Source organism: Asanoa sp. NPDC049475 (assembly GCF_040676915.1).
In the GTDB taxonomy this organism is placed as follows: Bacteria; Actinomycetota; Actinomycetes; order Mycobacteriales; family Micromonosporaceae; genus Asanoa.
The window spans coordinates 29,703-46,362 of the sequence record NZ_JBFAPY010000011.1 but is presented as its reverse complement, the minus strand read 5'-3'; the positions used below and the strand labels follow the sequence as shown (position 1 = coordinate 46,362).

At 71.9% G+C, this 16,660-nt stretch carries 15 protein-coding genes; 2 read left to right on the top strand and 13 right to left on the bottom strand.

Features of this window, described 5'->3' with window-relative positions:
- Positions 1–71 precede the first annotated feature (71 nt).
- From AB0J88_RS35485 to AB0J88_RS35450, 8 genes are all read right to left on the bottom strand, one after another.
- On the bottom strand, positions 72–1,298 hold the full coding sequence (locus tag AB0J88_RS35485; RefSeq protein WP_364355201.1) for a helix-turn-helix transcriptional regulator: 1,227 nt from the start codon (positions 1,296–1,298) through the stop codon (positions 72–74).
- A gap of 192 nt (positions 1,299–1,490) precedes the next feature.
- Positions 1,491–2,195, bottom strand: coding sequence for a hypothetical protein (locus AB0J88_RS35480; protein ID WP_364355204.1), 705 nt, complete (start codon positions 2,193–2,195; stop codon positions 1,491–1,493).
- The gene (locus tag AB0J88_RS35475; protein ID WP_364355207.1) at positions 2,192–3,067 is read right to left on the bottom strand and encodes a hypothetical protein; all 876 of its coding nucleotides are present in this window, start codon (positions 3,065–3,067) and stop codon (positions 2,192–2,194) included. The genes AB0J88_RS35480 and AB0J88_RS35475 overlap by 4 nt, the downstream gene beginning before the upstream one ends.
- Positions 3,068–3,153: 86 nt before the next feature.
- On the bottom strand, positions 3,154–3,768 hold the full coding sequence (locus AB0J88_RS35470; protein WP_364355210.1) for a hypothetical protein: 615 nt from the start codon (positions 3,766–3,768) through the stop codon (positions 3,154–3,156).
- Positions 3,707–4,945: an AAA family ATPase gene (locus AB0J88_RS35465; protein WP_364355213.1), complete on the bottom strand. Its 1,239-nt coding sequence runs from the start codon at positions 4,943–4,945 to the stop codon at positions 3,707–3,709. Before AB0J88_RS35465 ends, AB0J88_RS35470 begins: the two co-directional genes overlap by 62 nt.
- Positions 4,946–4,955: 10 nt before the next feature.
- On the bottom strand, positions 4,956–5,531 hold the full coding sequence (locus AB0J88_RS35460) for a hypothetical protein (protein WP_364355216.1): 576 nt from the start codon (positions 5,529–5,531) through the stop codon (positions 4,956–4,958).
- A gap of 10 nt (positions 5,532–5,541) precedes the next feature.
- Positions 5,542–7,209: a serine/threonine-protein kinase gene (locus tag AB0J88_RS35455; protein WP_364355219.1), complete on the bottom strand. Its 1,668-nt coding sequence runs from the start codon at positions 7,207–7,209 to the stop codon at positions 5,542–5,544.
- Between the two features lie 102 nt (positions 7,210–7,311).
- Positions 7,312–8,634: a glycosyltransferase family 4 protein gene (locus AB0J88_RS35450; RefSeq protein ID WP_364355222.1), complete on the bottom strand. Its 1,323-nt coding sequence runs from the start codon at positions 8,632–8,634 to the stop codon at positions 7,312–7,314.
- 253 nt (positions 8,635–8,887) lie between these two features.
- Between AB0J88_RS35450 and AB0J88_RS35445 the strand changes: the two genes are divergently transcribed.
- Together AB0J88_RS35445 and AB0J88_RS35440 are read left to right on the top strand one after the other, a co-directional pair.
- Positions 8,888–11,542, top strand: coding sequence for a glucosidase (locus AB0J88_RS35445; RefSeq protein ID WP_364355225.1), 2,655 nt, complete (start codon positions 8,888–8,890; stop codon positions 11,540–11,542).
- A gap of 16 nt (positions 11,543–11,558) precedes the next feature.
- Complete coding sequence (locus AB0J88_RS35440) at positions 11,559–12,542, top strand: MBL fold metallo-hydrolase (RefSeq protein ID WP_364355228.1); 984 nt, start codon at positions 11,559–11,561, stop codon at positions 12,540–12,542.
- Here AB0J88_RS35440 and AB0J88_RS35435 read toward each other — a convergent pair.
- From AB0J88_RS35435 to AB0J88_RS35415, 5 genes are all read right to left on the bottom strand, one after another.
- Positions 12,539–12,751, bottom strand: a complete 213-nt coding sequence (locus AB0J88_RS35435; protein WP_364355231.1) for a hypothetical protein — start codon at positions 12,749–12,751, stop codon at positions 12,539–12,541. The genes AB0J88_RS35440 and AB0J88_RS35435 overlap by 4 nt on opposite strands.
- A gap of 47 nt (positions 12,752–12,798) precedes the next feature.
- Positions 12,799–13,377: an NTP transferase domain-containing protein gene (locus AB0J88_RS35430; protein WP_364355337.1), complete on the bottom strand. Its 579-nt coding sequence runs from the start codon at positions 13,375–13,377 to the stop codon at positions 12,799–12,801.
- Positions 13,378–13,562: 185 nt separating this feature from the next.
- Complete coding sequence (locus AB0J88_RS35425) at positions 13,563–14,222, bottom strand: HAD-IA family hydrolase (protein ID WP_364355234.1); 660 nt, start codon at positions 14,220–14,222, stop codon at positions 13,563–13,565.
- Positions 14,219–14,995 (bottom strand): alpha/beta hydrolase, encoded by a 777-nt coding sequence (locus tag AB0J88_RS35420; RefSeq protein WP_364355237.1) that lies wholly within the window; start codon positions 14,993–14,995, stop codon positions 14,219–14,221. The genes AB0J88_RS35425 and AB0J88_RS35420 overlap by 4 nt, the downstream gene beginning before the upstream one ends.
- Positions 14,992–16,653: a bifunctional 3'-5' exonuclease/DNA polymerase gene (locus AB0J88_RS35415; protein WP_364355340.1), complete on the bottom strand. Its 1,662-nt coding sequence runs from the start codon at positions 16,651–16,653 to the stop codon at positions 14,992–14,994. The genes AB0J88_RS35420 and AB0J88_RS35415 overlap by 4 nt, the downstream gene beginning before the upstream one ends.
- Between the last annotated feature and the right edge of the window lie 7 nt (positions 16,654–16,660).

The window sequence follows — 16,660 nt, the reverse complement described above, 5'->3', positions numbered from 1 at the left end:
GAGCGTCTGACGAGCCGCGGCGTTGCCCTGAGTCTGAAACCGTCGCTTTCTCCGAATCCGGCGACGTCGGTCTAGGAACGATGATCTGGGTCGCGTCTGGCAACACCGAGTTTGCTGTACACCCGTTGAAGGTGGTTTTCGACCGTGCGGGTCGACAGAAAGAGCTCGGCAGCGATCGTCCGGGTGGAGGCGCCGGACGCGGCCATCCGGGCGATCCGCCGCGTCCGGTCGTCAAGTGCCGGCCGGGACACACCGAGGGCCGGCGTACTCAGCATGTCGCAATAGCTAAGCAGGTCAGCTGCCAAGCGCTTGGCTGCGGTGGCCTCCTGTGCGGTCCGCGTCTCGCCGAGCCGGATTGCGGCAACGGTGGCTGCTTCGGCCGCATACACCCAAAGACCCTTCGCCTTGAACCGATCGGCCGCGACGAGGAGATCGGGGCCGGATCGGTCCGTGGCCGCCTTCGCGTGAAGCGACATGATTCCAGGCAGGTCGCCGTCGAGGGTCGCCGCCAACTCGTCGAGCCGCTCGGTAACCGTCTGCTTGGGATCATGCTCGTCAGGCCAGCCGATCGGCTCGGCCGCGCAGCCAAGCCGCACGAGATCGTGCAGCGCTGTCACCTCGTGGCCCGCGAGACCGTCGACCCGAAGTTGCCAAACCAGGTTGCGCAGCACGTCGGCCGCGCCCGGAACATCATCGGCAGCGGAGAGCACGGCCGCCCGCGCCTGTTCGCGCCACGGATAGAAGATCGACATGTTCGACGCGCGCGCCGCATCAGAATCGGCCATCGCGGCCCGGGCCTCGTCGACCTCCCCACGAACGGCATGGGCATGGGCCCGCTCGGCGTGAGCAAGCCCGGCGTAGATCCGGCTGGTCGCCAGGAAAGCGCAGGCCTGCACGCTGGTACGCAGGGCCTCGCCAGTCTGGCCACGCAAGCGGGCCGCCTGGGCTCGCAGGATCGACAGGAACCCGGATCCCAGCCGGAAATCGCCGGTTTCCGTGAGGTCGGCGAGCTCGTCGAGGACGATCGCGTCGATACCGGCCAGATCGCCGGCGATCGCCAGGCGGGTACCTTGCGCCAGTTCGAGTGCGAACTGGATGTATGGCATGTCGGTGCGCCACAGCGGGGCGTCGGCAACGACGACGGCCACCGTACGCTCGCTGGCACGCAGCTCTCCTTGAACAGCCTGGAGATGGGCGATCACACACAGTGCGAGACCCCGCGCCGCGACCGGGCTGGCCGGGCGGTCCAGGACTGCGCGTGACAGGCGTAGCGCGTCGCCGGTCTCGAGATTGTGCAAGCGCTTGATGGCCTCGGCGGAGCCGACTCTGGCCTCGTCCGCGGGATCGCTGAGTGCTTAAGTCTCTATGGTCATGTAGATCGGCATGCCGTAGCCGTCCACGTTGAGGGCGCGGTGTTGGCGCAACCCAGGCGTTCCGACAAGATCGGATATTCTCACGCTAGCCGTGCCACCGTCGCCTCGCCCGGATCGTCAGAGCACGAGCATCGCCTTGAGGGTGTCTTCGACCTTGTTGTCGTCCAGGCGCCTCGGGACCAGGCGGGCGCGGTCCGCTTCGTCCCGGCCGAAGGCGTAGAGGTCTCCCCCGCGCCGCGCCAGCACCAGGTCGTCCGTGTCGCCCGCCGTCTCCGCCGAACCCTCCGACGTGTAGTGCACGACCGTGACCAGCGCCGACCGCTCGCTGGCCGCCACCACCTCCGCGGCCTCCCCGCCCTTCTCGTAGTCCCCGCGCGGCAGCCACTCGACCAGCTGGTCCAGCGCGTCGTCCGCCGGGAACAGGCCCAGGTCGTGCACCCCGAGCGCGTCGATGCGGACCAGCAGCGACACCGGCTCCGGCTGTGGCAGCAGCAGCATCCGCCAGGGCTCACCCGGTGACGTGCCCGACACGCGGGCGTCCAGGACCGTGCGGGCGCGCTGTTGGAAGGCCACCGCGATGCCCAGGTCGCCGCGCACCTGCAACTGCTCGTCGCCGTCGCTCGCCACCAGGAGCTCGCGGGCCGCCAGCGAACGCACCGCTTCCGCCAGCACCTCGTCCGAAGGACGGGCCTCCAGGAAGTCGACCACCGCGTCCACCGCGGTCAGTTCCGCCGACGTGTACGCGCCCAGCAGCACCGGGCCGGTGTCGACCAGGTCGACCACCGAGGAGACCAGGTCACCAGGAACTTGCGCTGTGGTCACGACAGCCCCATCTCCGCGAGCAGCGACTCTGGTCCGCGCTTCCCGCTGTCTCGGCCGCGGATCGCGGCCGCCGTTCCGGACGTGGTCTCCGAGACCCACACGTTGGAGTTTCCGAACAGTCCCCGGCCGGCGCCGTTGGCCATCGAGCGGCCGAGCTCGTCCACCGGGTCGTCGCGTTCGGGTGGTGGGAAGAGCCGGGCCAGGTCGGCCGACGCCGACGTGACGTCGTCACCTTCCTCGAGGCGGCTCAGCGCGCTGCTCAGCGACGTCGCCACCGCCGGCGGTACGCTCTGCGGCATCGCGACGTCCGGTGACAGGTACATCGGGCGGCGCTCGGTCTTGCGGCTCAAACCCCACGGGCCGACGTTCGAACGCGTGATCTTGTAGGTGAAGTAGTCCACCAGGTGGCGCAGGTCGTCCAGGCTCGGCAGCTTCTTCTTGCCGAACGCGGCCGGTGTCTTCTCGAGCTGGACCCACGTGCCCTGGGCCGTGCGGCCGTGCAGCTTCTCGCGTACCACCGAACCTCGCATGCCGATGTCCGGCCACTTCTTCTTGTCGATCTGCTTGTGGTGGCTGGAGATCCGCTCGCGGGCGCCCTTGGAGTGCCGCCAGTCCTCGTACAGCTCCGGGTTGTCGACCAGCACGTGGCCACCGCACAGCACGTCGTGGAGCTGCGGGACCTGCATCCCGTGCTTCTCGAGGTCGACCAGGACGGTGGCCTCTTCGGGGCTGAGCCGCCGGGCCGCCGCCGTGAGGCCGCGCCGGTACTCGTTCGTGCGGGACGTGAGCTCGATCAGCAGGCGTACGCGGGTGCGCACCTGTTCGGTCTCGGCACCGGTCAACGTGCCACCGGAATGTTCCACAGTGGACATGACGCATCCTCCCCCCGGGGCGCCCGCCTCTGGTCACCGTAACCCGGGAGCGGGACCACGGACCCGGCCTCGATGTTTTGTCCGGTTTATCCCCGTTCAAGACCCAACGCGAAGCGCACCGCTGATCCCAGGTCGTCCGCACTCCCCCGCGCCCAGGCCGCGGCGAACCCGGCCTCGCCGAGCTCACCGCGCACCGCCTCCGCGCGCTCGACGTCGCCGGTGGTGATCGCCGTGACCGCGAGGCTGTAGAGGTCGACCACGGCGCCCAGCCGGTCGTGCGACCGCTCCGCGATCTCCAGGCCTTCTTCGAAGATCCTCGCGGCGACGTCGGTGTCGCCCTCGCTGAGCGAGATGTTGCCCATCCGGCTGTAGTACAGCGAGTGCACCCACTCCTTGCCGAACCGCTCGCCCAGCAGGCGCGTCTCCTCCAGCAACTCCCGCGCGCGGGCACTGAGGCCCCGCCGCATCGCGATCGAGCCGAGGATCCCGCTGACCGCGGGCACGTTGCCGTCGTCGCCCTGCGCCAGCAGCATCGCCCGCGACCGGGTCAGGTCGGCCTCCGACCGATCCAGGTCGCCGCTGACGAACGCCATCGCGCCGGTGCCGACCAACAGCAGCGCGGTCGCGTGGTCCGACAGGTCACTGGCTTCGTCGACCACCTGGTCCAGGTAGCGGACGCCCTCCTCGACGTGCCCGTGCAACCACCAGAACCCCCAGAGCAGCCAGGAGAGATGGATCGCCTGCTGGTAGTCCCGGTCGTCGATGAACCAGTTCATCGAGGCGTTGAGGTTGTCGTGCTCGGTCTCCAGCCGCTCCAGGGCCGACGGCTCGGACCCCAGCAACGGCTCGATCCGTTCGGCCAGGGCCAGGAAGTACGCGGCGTTCACGGCGTGCGCCGCTGAGCGTGCCGACGCCCTTGCGCAGCCGGGCCAACAGGGCCGGCGGTGGCAGCACCCGGACCTTCGCGGCGGCGAGCTCGATGGCCAGCGGCAGCCCGTCCAACCGGCGACAGATCTCGATCACCGCCTTGGTGTTCTCCGGCGTCAGGGCGAAGTCGCGTTTCGTCGCGCGCGCCCGGTCGACGAAGAGTCGGACGGCACCCGTACGCGCGTCGCTGTAGTCGCTGTCCGGGTCCGGCAGTGGCAGCGGCGGCACCTCGACCGTGTACTCGCCGGTCAGCCGGAGCGCCGCCCGGCTGGTGGCGAGCGCGGTGACGCCGGGTGCGGCGGAGAGCAGCCGGCTGATCACCGGGGCGGACTCGGCGACCTGCTCGAAGTTGTCGATCACCAGGAGCAGGGTCCGACTCCGCAGGTACGCCTCGACGTCCTCGATCGGCGGCCGGCCGGCCGTGGTGTGCAGACCCAGCTCCTGGGCCAGGGCCGCGCCGACCAGGTCGGGCGTGGTCACGATGGACAGTTCGACGAACCGGACCCCGTCCGGGTACGCCCCGGCGAGCATCCCGGCCAGTTCCGTGGCGAGCCGGGTCTTGCCGACGCCACCCGGCCCGGTCAGCGTCACCAGCCGCACGTCCGGGTCGGTGAGCAGCTTGCGTAGCTGAGCGATCTCCGCTTCGCGGCCGAGGATCGGGCTCGACGGGGCCGGCACGGTCGCCACCTGCAGGTCCGGCTCGGGCTCCGGCGTGGCGAACCGCTCGCTGAGCAGCAGGGCGATGTCGTCGCGGATCATGTGCCGCAGCTCGCCCGCCGTGCCGAAGACCCGGTAGGAGACCCGCGCGTCCCACCGGATCCGCTCCAGCATCGCCGCCAGCCGCGGATCCCGGTCCGGGGCGGGCTGCTTGACGTAGACGAGCTTCGGCAGCCGGGCGGCGAGCTCGTACTCGTCCTCATCGGGCGTTCTGATGGGATTTGCCCCCGTCACCCTGCCAAATCTAGTCCGTCCGGAGGTACGCGCGGCCCCGAGGCGACAAGCGGTAGCCGACCAGCAGGCTCTCGGTCAGGCCGAGGGCCTTGAGCTTCCGCACATCGATCTTGAACGACGGGGTGTCCCGCCCGACCGACGCGGCGAGGTCCGGCGCCCGTACGCCTGGGTGGTCCCGGATCAGGCGCAGGGTCGTGGCCGTCCACGGGCCGCGCGGGCTGGCCTTGTCGAGCCGGGCCAGGCGGGCGTCGATGGTCGCGCGGGCGGTGGCGTCGAGGTCGGCGTCGGCGGCCAGCACACTGCGCGGGTCGGGCGTGTCGAGGCGGCGGAAACGCAGGAGGTAGAGCCGGCCCTCGCTGTCGGGCACGTCGGCCAGCAGCGCGCCGATCGTCGGGAAACCGGCCGCGCGGGCGTCGGCGGCGCGCAGCTTGGACGGGCTCACCGGCTCGACGGCGAGCATCTCCACCATGCCCTGGCCCGTGCGGTAGTGACCGCCCACCACCACCTGCGGCCGGCGCCAGCGCCGCAGGGCCGCGGTGATCGTGCCGTCGGCGATCCCGTCACGGAGGCGTTGTTCGAAGCGCATAGGTCATGTCCTAGTCGGCGACCATCTCGGGTGGACGGAAGCCGAGCTTGATGGTCGGCACCAGGTCCGCGTTCCAGTCGATCAAGGGGCAGGTCCAGCTGATCACGTAGGCCCGCGGACCGACGTTGTAGAGGATCCGGAGCGCCCGCTGGGGCGCACCGCCGGCCGGGGTGAAGGTGTACTCCCACTCGGCGCCGCCGTCGAAAAGCTCGCTGCGGGTCACCGTGGCGTCGGCGTAGCCGACCAGGCTGCCGGTCAGTTGCGCGTCCCGGGCGGCCCTCGTCCAGTAGGCGACCGGGTCGGCCGCCGGCGCGACCACCTCGACGCTCATCATCCGTTCCATGCGGGAGTCGTAGAGGCAGGTGGTGTTCACGGACTCGGTGTAGACGCGCCAGCCGATCGGCGCGGGCAGCCGGTAGCCGGCCGGCGAGGTGTACCAGGTGAAGGTCGACAGCAGACCGAAGCGCTCGCCCCGGGGCTGCGACGTGGTGAGGCGGACGGTGTCCGTAACCGCGTTCTCCGGGTCCTGGCACGAGAACCGGCCACCACCCAGGCCGGCCAGAGCCCGGTCGGCCGTGGCCGTCACCGTCGGGCCGGCCACCCCCGGCTCACGGTCGGAGCGGTTGAACGCCCAGGCCGTGCCGGCCAGCAGCAGGACCGCCGCGGCGCCGACCCCCACGACGGTCGCCTGTCTCCGGCCGAGCCCGCCGAGCCGTTCCGTCGGCCCCCTACCGAACAGGGTCACCGCCCGCGGCCGCCCATCGGGATCGAGCGCGACCGTCGGCGCGGAGGACGGGTCGACCTGCTGGGTCGCGGCGCCCTCGGGTCGGCGTGGGCGAGGAAGCCGGCGCGGCCGCGGTTTGACGGTGGGGTCGATGACCCGGCGCAGCAGGCGGTCGACGTCGTCGGCGCTCAGCCGTTGCCGCGGGTCCTTGCGGAGCAGCCCGGTCAGCACCGGGCGCAGCGGCCCGGCCAGCTTGGCCGGGTCCGGCGGGCTGGTCGCGAGCGCGGTCAGGGTGGCCAGCGTGGTGCGCCGATAGAACGGAGAGCGCCCCTCGACGGCGGCGTAGAGGGTCGCGCCGAGCGACCACATGTCGGCCTCGGCAGTCGAGGTGCCGTCGCTGGCCCGCTCGGGCGCCACGTATTGCGGTGAGCCCATCACCATGCCGGCCCGGGTGACCGAGCTGTCGCCGTCGAAGGTGGCCAGCCCGAAGTCGGTCAGCACCACCCGGCCGTCGTCACTGATCAGCACGTTGTGCGGCTTGACGTCGCGGTGGAGCACGCCGCGGGAGTGCGCGGCGCAGAGCGCGTCGAGGATCTTGAGGCCGATCTCGGCGGCCCGCTCCGGCGCGAGGGGTCCTTCGCTCTCGATCACCTCGTGCAGCGAGCGGGATCGCACGTATTCCATCACGATCCAGGGGCTTCCCTGGGCGTACACGACATCGTAGATCTGGACGACGTTGGGGTGGCTGAGGCGGGCCGCGGTGCGCGCCTCACGCAGCGTGCGCTGGCCGAGCTCCGCCCGCTCGGCCGCGCTCATCCACTCGGGAGGTTGGACCTCTTTGACCGCGACGTCCCGGTGCAGCATCTCGTCGCGGGCCAGCCAGACGCGACCCATCCCCCCGCTGCCCACGGATTCGAGCAGCCGGTAACGCTCCGCGATCAGTGTCCGCTGCAACCGTCCGATCCCTGTTCGTCCGCGCTTCAACCATAGTGATCGGAGGCGGGTTGATGAAGCCCCGGTCGATGGAGTGATTGTCCCGCGGATGGGACCGTGTCGCTACGCGAGCAGGTTACCCGCCGGTACGACCAACTTCGGTTGACCGTACGCCAGACGGGCTGCCGCCTCCCGCGTCAGGAACTCCTGCGACTCGGCCATCGCCGTGCCGTACGCGTCCGCGGTGCGCTCCGCGATCGTCGACCAGCCGTAGCGCTTCGCCACCATGGTGCGGGCCTTCTTGGCCACCTTGCGGGCGAACCGCGAGTCGCCGAGCAGTGAGTCGACGGCGCCGGCGAGCGCGTCCGGGTCGCTGTGCGGGAACGTGACCCCGGTGACGCCCGACTCGACGATCTCGGCGAGGCCGCCGGTGGCCGCCACGGCCAGCGGGGCGCCGGCGGCCGCCGCCTCCAGGGCGACCATGCCGAACGGCTCGTAGAGGCTCGGCACCACGGTGGTGTCGGTCGCGGCGAGCAGCGCCGGCAGCGTGGCCTCGCTCTGGAAACCGACGAAGCTGACCTTGTCGGGGATGCCCAGCCGGTGCGTCTCGGACTCGAGCTCCCCGCGAAACGGGCCGTCGCCGGCGATCACCACGCGCAGCCCGGGGTGGTCCGCGGCCAGCCGCGGCACCGCCCGGATGATGTGCTGGACGCCCTTCTCGTAGACGAGGCGACCGGCGAACCCGACCAGGGGGCCGTCACCGGCGAACTGCTTGCGGGCGGTGGCGACCGCGCGCGGCCCGGCGCGCCAGACCCGGTCGTTGACCCCGTTCGGGATCACCTCGACCCGCTCGGGCGGCAGTTCCAGGAGGCGGGAGACCTCCCACTTCATGTACGACGAGCAGACCAGGATCTTGCACGCCTCGCGGGCCAGCCACCATTCGACGCTGTGGATGCACCGGTTCATCTCGTCCGGCAGCCAGCCCTGGTGCCGGCCGGCCTCGGTGGCGTGGATGGTGGCTACCAGCGGCAGGTCGAGGTGCTCCTTGAGGGTCACGGCGGTGTGCGTGACCAGCCAGTCGTGGGCATGGATGACGTCGTACTCGCCGCTCTCGGCCGCCCGCAGGGCCGCCCGGGTCAGCGTGTGGTTGAACGCCATCGTCCAGGCCAGCAGCGACGGCGTGGCCAGCGGGAAGTTCGGCGGGTCCTCGGGCGCACGGACGATCCGTACCCCCTCCTGGTATTCCTCCAGGGGCGCGCCGGCCGCGTGGCGGGTGACCACGGTGACCTCGTGGCCCGCCCGGGCGAGCGACGTGGCCAGGGAGTGCACGTGCCGGCCGAGACCACCCACCACCACCGGCGGGTACTCCCACGACAGCATCAGGACACGCCTGATGCCCGAACCGGTGACCGGCTCGTCGTCGAGAACGTCGGCGGTGCGCTTCATAACCCGGCCCCCTCGCGGTAAACCCTGGACATATGGCAATAGGCACCCGAGCGGGTGCCAGCGTGCCAACTGGGTCTTTTGGGAGCCTAGGGCAATCAGCAGCAAAGACCCCTCAATGCCGCGAAATATGTCGTTTACCGGCGCGCCATGCGGCAGGATGCGGTCCGGCACGATCCGGCCGGCAATGACCACAAAGGAAACACGCCCGCCGCAGAATGGTCGATGACCAAGGACGCAAGGGAAGATCGTTGACATGGAGGTGACCCCCGAGGTGCTGGCCGAGCAGGCGCGGCTCGCGGAGGCCGACAGCGGCGCACGGCCGTGGCGCTCGTGGGGTCCGTACCTTTCCGAGCGCGCCTGGGGCACGGTGCGCGAGGACTACAGCGAGCACGGCACCGCCTGGGACTACTTCCCGCACGACCACGCCCGGTCCCGCACCTACCGGTGGAACGAGGACGGGATGGCCGGGATCTGCGACGACCGGCAGACCTTCTGCTTCGCCCTCGGCCTGTGGAACGGCGTCGACCCGATCCTCAAGGAGCGGATGTTCGGCCTGGGCGGTGACGGCGGCAACCACGGCGAGGACGTCAAGGAGTACTGGTGGTACGAGGACTCCACGCCCACGCACTCGTCGATGCGCTGGCGCTACCACTACCCCCAGGCGGCGTTCCCCTATGACCGGCTGGTGGCGGTCAACGCGTTGCGGCGGCGCGACGAACCCGAGTACGAGCTGGTGGACACGGGGGTGTTCGCCGACGACCGGTTCTGGGCGGTGACGGTCGACTACGCCAAGGCCTCCCCGACGGACATGTGCGTGCGGGTGACCGTGGCCAACCGGGGTCCCGAGGCGGCGACGCTGCACGTGTTGCCAACGCTGTGGTTCCGCAACACGTGGTCGTGGGGACTGCCGGGGCGCGAGCCGGTGCCGGTGCTGGCCGCCGACGGAGCCAACCGGCTCGTGGGACACCACTGGGTGCTCGGCGAGCTCGTGCTGGAAGGCGACGGGGAGCCTTCGCCGCTGCTGTGCGACAACGAGTCCAACGCCCAGCGGCTCTGGGGGTTGGACGGCGGTTCCGCGTACCCCAAGGACGGCATCAACGACCACGTGACCCAGGGCGCGGCGACGGTCAACCCGGCGGGGACCGGCACGAAGGGCTCGCTGCACTACGTGCTGGAGGTGCCGGCGCGCTCGTCGGCCACGATCAAGCTGCGGCTGTGCTCGACCGCGGTGCCCGGCGCCACCGCCGCCGCGTCGCCCGTGCTCGACCTCGGTGCCGACCACGACGCGGTGTTCGCGGCGCGGCGGGCCGAGGCCGACGAGTTCTACGCCGCGCTGACCCCTGACGGCGCCTCGGCCGACGAGGGGGCGGTGCTCCGGGCCGCCATCGCCGGACTGCTGTGGGGCAAGCAGTTCTATCACTTCGACGTGCGGCAGTGGCTCGACGGCGACCCGGGATCGCCGGCACCGCCGGCCGGGCGCCGGCACGGTCGCAACAGCGCCTGGCGCCACATGACCAACTTCGACGTGATCTCCATGCCGGACCCGTGGGAGTACCCGTGGTTCGCGGCCTGGGACCTGGCGTTCCACTGTGTCACCCTGGCCCGGGTCGACCCCGCCTTCGCCAAGCAGCAGCTGCTCCTGCTGCTCCGCGAGTGGTACATGCATCCCAACGGCCAGATCCCCGCGTACGAGTGGGCGTTCGGCGACGTGAACCCGCCGGTGCACGCCTGGGCGGCACTGCGCGTGTTCGAGATCGACGGTGGGCGCGACGTCGACTTCCTTGCCCGGGCGATGCACAAGCTGCTGCTCAACTTCACCTGGTGGGTCAACCGCAAGGACGTCACGGGCAACAACGTGTTCGAGGGCGGCTTCCTGGGGCTCGACAACGTCGGCCCGTTCGACCGCTCGGCCGCGCTGCCGGTCGCCGGGGTGCTCGAACAGTCCGACGGCACGGGCTGGATGGCCATGTACGCGCTGAACCTGCTCGACATGGCGCTGACCCTGGCGGTGCGTTCGCCGGCGTACGAGGACATCGCCACGAAGTTCTTCGAGCACTTCGCCTACATCGCGTCGGCGGCGTACGAGCAGGGGCTGTGGGATCCCGACGACGCGTTCTTCTACGACGTGCTCCGGCTGCCGGACGGCTCGCGGGTGCCGCTGAAGGTGCGCTCGGTGGTCGGGCTGCTGCCGCTGGCCGCGACCGCGTCGATGTCGGCCATGATGGTCAACCGGCTGCCCGAGCTGTCGCTGCGGCTGCGCTGGTTCCTGCACAACCGGCCGGAGTACGGCCTGGTCGTCGGCACCCGTCGCCGGTCAGGAGACGGTCGGCAGCAGCGGCTGCTGGCGATGGTCGCGCCGGACCAGCTGGTGCGGATGCTGGCCCGGATGTTCGACGAGTCGGAGTTCCTCTCGCCGTACGGGCTGCGCACGTTGTCCCGGCAGCACCTGGACAAGCCGTTCACGGTCTCGTTGGGCGGGCAGGAGTTCACGGTCGGCTACGAGCCCGCCGAGTCGACCAGCGGGCTGTTCGGCGGCAACTCCAACTGGCGCGGGCCGATCTGGCTGCCGACGAACTTCCTGCTGATCGGGGCGCTGCGGGAGTTCGCGGCCTTCTTCGGCGACGACCTGCTGGTCGAGTACCCGACGGGCTCCGGGTCCCGCCTGCCGCTGGCCGCCATCGCCGACGACCTGTCGCGGCGGGTGATCGGCCTGTTCACCCGGGACCGCAACGGGCGGCGGGCGATCTACGGCGCTTGCGAGCTGTTCCAGACCCACCCGGACTGGCGGGACCTGATCTCGTTCCCGGAGTACTTCCACGGCGACAACGGGGCGGGGCTGGGCGCCTGGCACCAGACCGGCTGGACGGCGTTGGTGGCTGACCTGATCCTGACCGTACGCCGCCCGTAAGGGGCATGATGAGGAGATGGAGGCTTCCGTCGCGTTGCGTCCGGTCGACGGCGTGCACGTCACGACGTTGATCGACAACTACACGGACGTGCTCCTGCCCGACGAGGGCCCGATCAAGCGGTGGGGTGCGGTCGGCACCGGCGGCCGCGCGGCGCCCGTGCCGGACTCGATCTCGGTCGCGGGCCAGACGGTCGACGGGCTGCGCGCGGAGCACGGCTTCTCGGCGCTGGTGGAGCTGCGGGTGGACGGGGCGGTCCGGCGGATCCTGTTCGACGCCGGTGTCACGCCCGACGGGCTGATCGGCAACCTGGACCGGCTGGAGCTGCGGCCGGACTCGTTCGAGGCGATCGTGTTCAGCCACGGGCACTTCGACCATGTGATGGGGCTCGACGGTCTGGTCCGCCGGCTCGGCACGTCGCACATGCCGGTCTATCTGCACCCCGACTTCTGGCGGCAGCGGCGGCTCGTCTCCGGCCCTGGCCGCGCGTTCGAGCTGCCGGTGCCGTCGCGGTCGGCGATCGAGGGCGTGGGTTTCGAGATCATCGAAGGGCGCCAACGGTCGTACCTGCTGGACGGGATGTTGCTGGTCACCGGCGAGGTCGACCGGACGATGCCGTTCGAGCAGGGCCTTCCCAACCACGAGGCGTACGTCGGCGGCTCCTGGCAGCCCGACCCGCTGATCCACGACGACCAGGCGCTGGTGCTGCACGTGGCGGGCAAGGGCCTCGTCATCCTGACCGGCTGCGGGCACGCCGGAGTGGTCAACATCGTCCGCTACGCCCGGCGGCTGACCGGCGTCGACCAGGTGTACGCGGTGCTGGGCGGGTTCCACCTCCGCGCCGGCCCGGTGGTCGCGGAGACGGTCGCGGCGCTGGCCGAGCTGTCGCCGGGGCTGCTGGTGCCGTCGCACTGCACGTCGTGGACGGCGCAGCAGGCGCTGGCGGCGGCGATGCCGTCCGCGACCCGGCCGAACACGGTCGGCACGCGGTACGAGCTCTAGCGTTCTTCCTCGTCGCGGTCGCGGTCGCCTTCGATGGCGCTGACGATCGCACCGGTGATGTCGCCCGCCGGGACCGCGATCTCCTCGCCCTCCGAGACCTCGTCGTCGGAGAGGTTGGGCTCCGGCCCGGTGGCGCCGCCCGCGAACCCGAACTCGTTGGGCTCGTTGGGCTCTTCAGGCGTGTCTTCTCGATCTTTGGGGTCACCCATGCCTCCTCCCTACCCCACCCGGGGCGGTTGGATGCGCGGTTTCGAGATCAATCGGCCCGGTCCAGCCCGTAGAGCGTCAGCGCGTCGGGGTTGTCGAGGTGGTTGCCGTCGGCGACCGCGTCACAGGCGATGTCGACGATCTCGTCCTTGTGCGCCAGGAGATAGGGACGAGCCCCGACGTCGGACTTGGCCAGCGTGGCCACGCCGGCCCAATGCCGGCGCCCGAGCAGCATCGGATAGCTGCGCAACCCGTCATAGGTGGCGCAGACCAGCGCACCCGGGTGCGGCAGCAGGGCGACCCGCCGGGCCGCCTCGACGGTCACCCCCGGCATGTCGACGGTGAGCACGAGCGTGGCGTCCGCCTCGTCGCCTTCGAGGGCCTCGAGCCCTTTTCGGAGACTGGACCCGAGCCCGGTCCCCCACGCCTTGTCGACCACGACGGTGGCGCCGGTGAGCTCGGCCGCGCCGCGCACCTGGTTGGCCGCGGCGCCCAGCACCACGACCAACGGCGAGCAGCCGACCTCGCGGGCGATCTCACACACCGAGTCGACCAGAAGCGCGTCACCCTGCTTGAGCAACGCCTCCGGGCCTCCGATGCGCCGACCGCCACCGGCAGCAACCACAATCCCCGCGATCCGTCCCACGCCAGCCTCCGCACGGCGACCGAATCGATACGTTCAGCAGTCTCACCACGCACAGGCGTCACACGCACCCCACGAGTCGCCTATCCGACCGCGCGGCCGGCGGTGCGTGCGGCGGCGACCACCTCACCGGCCGGCCAGGGGCGCTCCGCGTCTGAGGGGCGCGGGCGTCACGCCAGGCGGGTCAGGAGGTCCTTGAGTGGGAGGTCCGCGGCGCTCGCGAGGACGAGATCGGCCGCCGCGAGCGCGGTGGCCGGGACGAACGGGTTGGGGATGCCGACGGTGCGCATCCCGGCCGCGCGCGCCGCGGCCAGCCCGTGGGGTGTGTCCTCCACGGCCGCGGCCTCGTGCGCCGGCACGCCGAGGCGGCGCAGGGCCAGGTGGTAGACCGCCGGGTCCGGTTTGTGGTCGGCCACCTCGTCGCCGGTGGCGATGGTGTCGAAGTGGTCGAACACTCCGGCGCGGGTCAGGTGCTCACGCACCCACGACCGCGGTGAGCTGCTGGCCACCGCGAGAGCAACACCCGCGTCACGCGCGGCGGACAGCCACTCGGCCACGCCCGGCCGCAGCGGCAGCGAGCCGTTCAACCGTGCCCGGTGTGCCTCGTAGGCTCGGTGGCCGACCCCCCGGTCGAAGGTCGGACCGACGAGCGCGGCCAGCCGGTCGAGGCGGTGCGCGGTGACGTCGCCGCCGTGGCCCGGCCAGAAGCCGTCGTCGAGGTCCAGGGTCAGCCCGTGCTGCGCCCAGGCCGCCCGCCAGCCCTCGACCATCGTGGTCTCGGTGTCCATGAGCAGGCCGTCGAAGTCGAAGACCAGCGCGTTGACGGTCACGACAGGTCGAAGTCGCGCAGCAGTGGGGCCAGGGTGGCCGGGTCAGCCACGTGGCCGGAGCGTGGCACGAGCGTGCGCCGCGCACGCGGCAGCGCCGCGACCATCGCGTCGGCGGCCGTGGCGAAGAACGGTGCCGGCTGCGCGCCGGTGGCGACGAGCACCGGCTGGTCGACGGTCGCCAGCGACCGCGGGACGCGCCCGTCGCCCAGGCAGGCCGCGTCGTAGGCGAGCATCGGCGCCAGCGCGACCAGCGACGGCCAGACCGGTGCCGCACGGGCGCCGGCGATCTCGGCCTCGCCGGCGCCGGCGAGCCGCATGAACGCCGCTATCGCGTCGTCGTGTCGGTCGGCGGTCAACAACGCCGCGATCTCTTCTACATAGGACAGCCAGGCGGCGCGCAGTGGTTCGTCGACCAGGTAGGGCACCTCGTAGACGGCGACCCGGGCCGCCGGCAGGCCGGCCGCGACGGCGGACAGGGTGAGGGCGCCGCCGGACGACGCCCCGAACAGGTGCGCCGGGCCGTCGAACAGGGCGAGCAGCGCGGCCAGGTCGTCGTGCTCCCGCTCCACCGCATACGGTGCGGTGTCGCCGCTCGCCCCGCGCCCGCGCCTGGCGTAGTTGACGACCGTGAACCACGGCGCCAGCGCCTCGGCCAACGGCGCGTTCTCGGCGCCGTCGTCAAGCCCGCCACCGACCAGCACTACGGGCGAGCCCGCGCCGGTCGCGGTGAAGGCAATGGCGGTGCCGTCGGTCGACGTGACGAACTGCGTCATTTGGCATCCGCGTAGCACTCGACCGCGACCGCTTCCATCGGGAAGCGGACCTCTGTCTCGCCGAACAGGGTCGCCGTCGCGCGGGCACCTGCCTCGTGCACCGCCGAGACCACCGACTCCGCCTGGTCGGCCGGGCAGTGCACCAGCACCTCGTCGTGCTGGAAGAGGACCAGTTCGGCCGGGGTGCCGGCCAGCGCCGTGCGCAGCGTCGCCAGCAGGGCCAGCGCCCACTCCGCCGCCGTGGCCTGGATGACGAAGTTGCGCGTGAAGCGGCCTCGCGCGCGTGAGCGGCCCGCGTCGGGTGCGTCGCCCGTCTCGTAGCCCGACTCCGCGAGCGACACCGAGACCGACGACGGCGGGCACGTGCGGCCCAGCCACGACCGCACCAGGCCGCCGCCCTCGCCCGTGCGCGCCGCGCTCTCGACGTAGTCGAACGCCGTCGGGTAGTGCGTGCGCAGCGCCGCCAACGCGGGAATGGCGGCGCCGCCGGTCTGGCCGTACATCGCGCCCAGCAGGGCGACCTTGGCCTTCGCCCGGTCGCCGTCGAAGGCGTCGTTGGCCAGCGCCGCGTAGAGATCCCCCGCGCGGCCGGCGGCGGCCAGGCGGGCGTCGCCCGAGACCGCGGCCAGGACCCGGGGCTCGAGCTGGGCGGCGTCGGCCACCACCAGGCGCCAGCCCGGGTCGGCGATGACCGCGCGCCGGACCACCTTCGGGATCTGCAGCGCTCCCCCACCACGGCTGGCCCAGCGGCCGGAGACCACCCCGCCCGGCACGTATTCGGCGCGGAAGCGGCCCTCGTGGACCCACGCGTCGCGCCACGCCCAGCCGTGGGCCGTCCAGATGCGGAACAGCTCCTTGTAGGCCAGGACCGGGCGGACCGCCGGGTGGTCGACCCGCGACAGGGTCCAGGAACGGGTGTTGGGGATGTCGACCCCGGCCCGGTGGAACGCCTTGAGCAGCTCGCCCGGCGACTCCGGATGGAGCGAGCGCACGCCGAAGGCCTCGGCGATCTCCGCGGTCAGGGCGACCAGCCGCGCCGGCGGCCCGCCGACCGGGGACGGCGCGCCGAGCAGCTCGCGGAGCAGCGCGTCGTGCACGTCGGCCCGCCATGGCAGCCCGGCGGCGCCCATCTCGGCCGCGACCAGGGCACCCGCCGACTCGGCCGCGACCAGCAACCGGAACCGCCCCGGCGGCGACGGCACGAGAGCCATCCGGGCACGCTGGTCAGCGTAGACAGCCACCAGGTCGTCCAGAGACACAGGAGAAGCAGCCGAAGGCGGCGCGAACAGCTCGCCCTGGCCCCCACCGGGCGGCGAGGCCGCGACCGGCAACGGATCGGGCGGCACGGGCGTGCCGCGCAGCCGGGCCAGCGCGGCGGCGACCGAGCGCGGCGCGCCCCACGAGCCGGCCGAGCCCAGCAGCAGCGCCTCGGTGAGCTCGAGGTCGTGGCAGCGCGAAACCCGCACGCCGGCGGCCAGCAGACCCGGATAGACGGCGAGAGTCGACGGCCAGACCCAACGAGGTCGAGCCGACGACTCCCACGAGGCCACCGCGGTGGCCAGCGACGGTGCGGTCACAGCAGGACCGGCTGGGCGGCCCCCGTCGTCGAGCGGCAGGAGCCGACCCGACCCGCCCTCCCCCGGAACCGCCGCGACCAGCACGAAG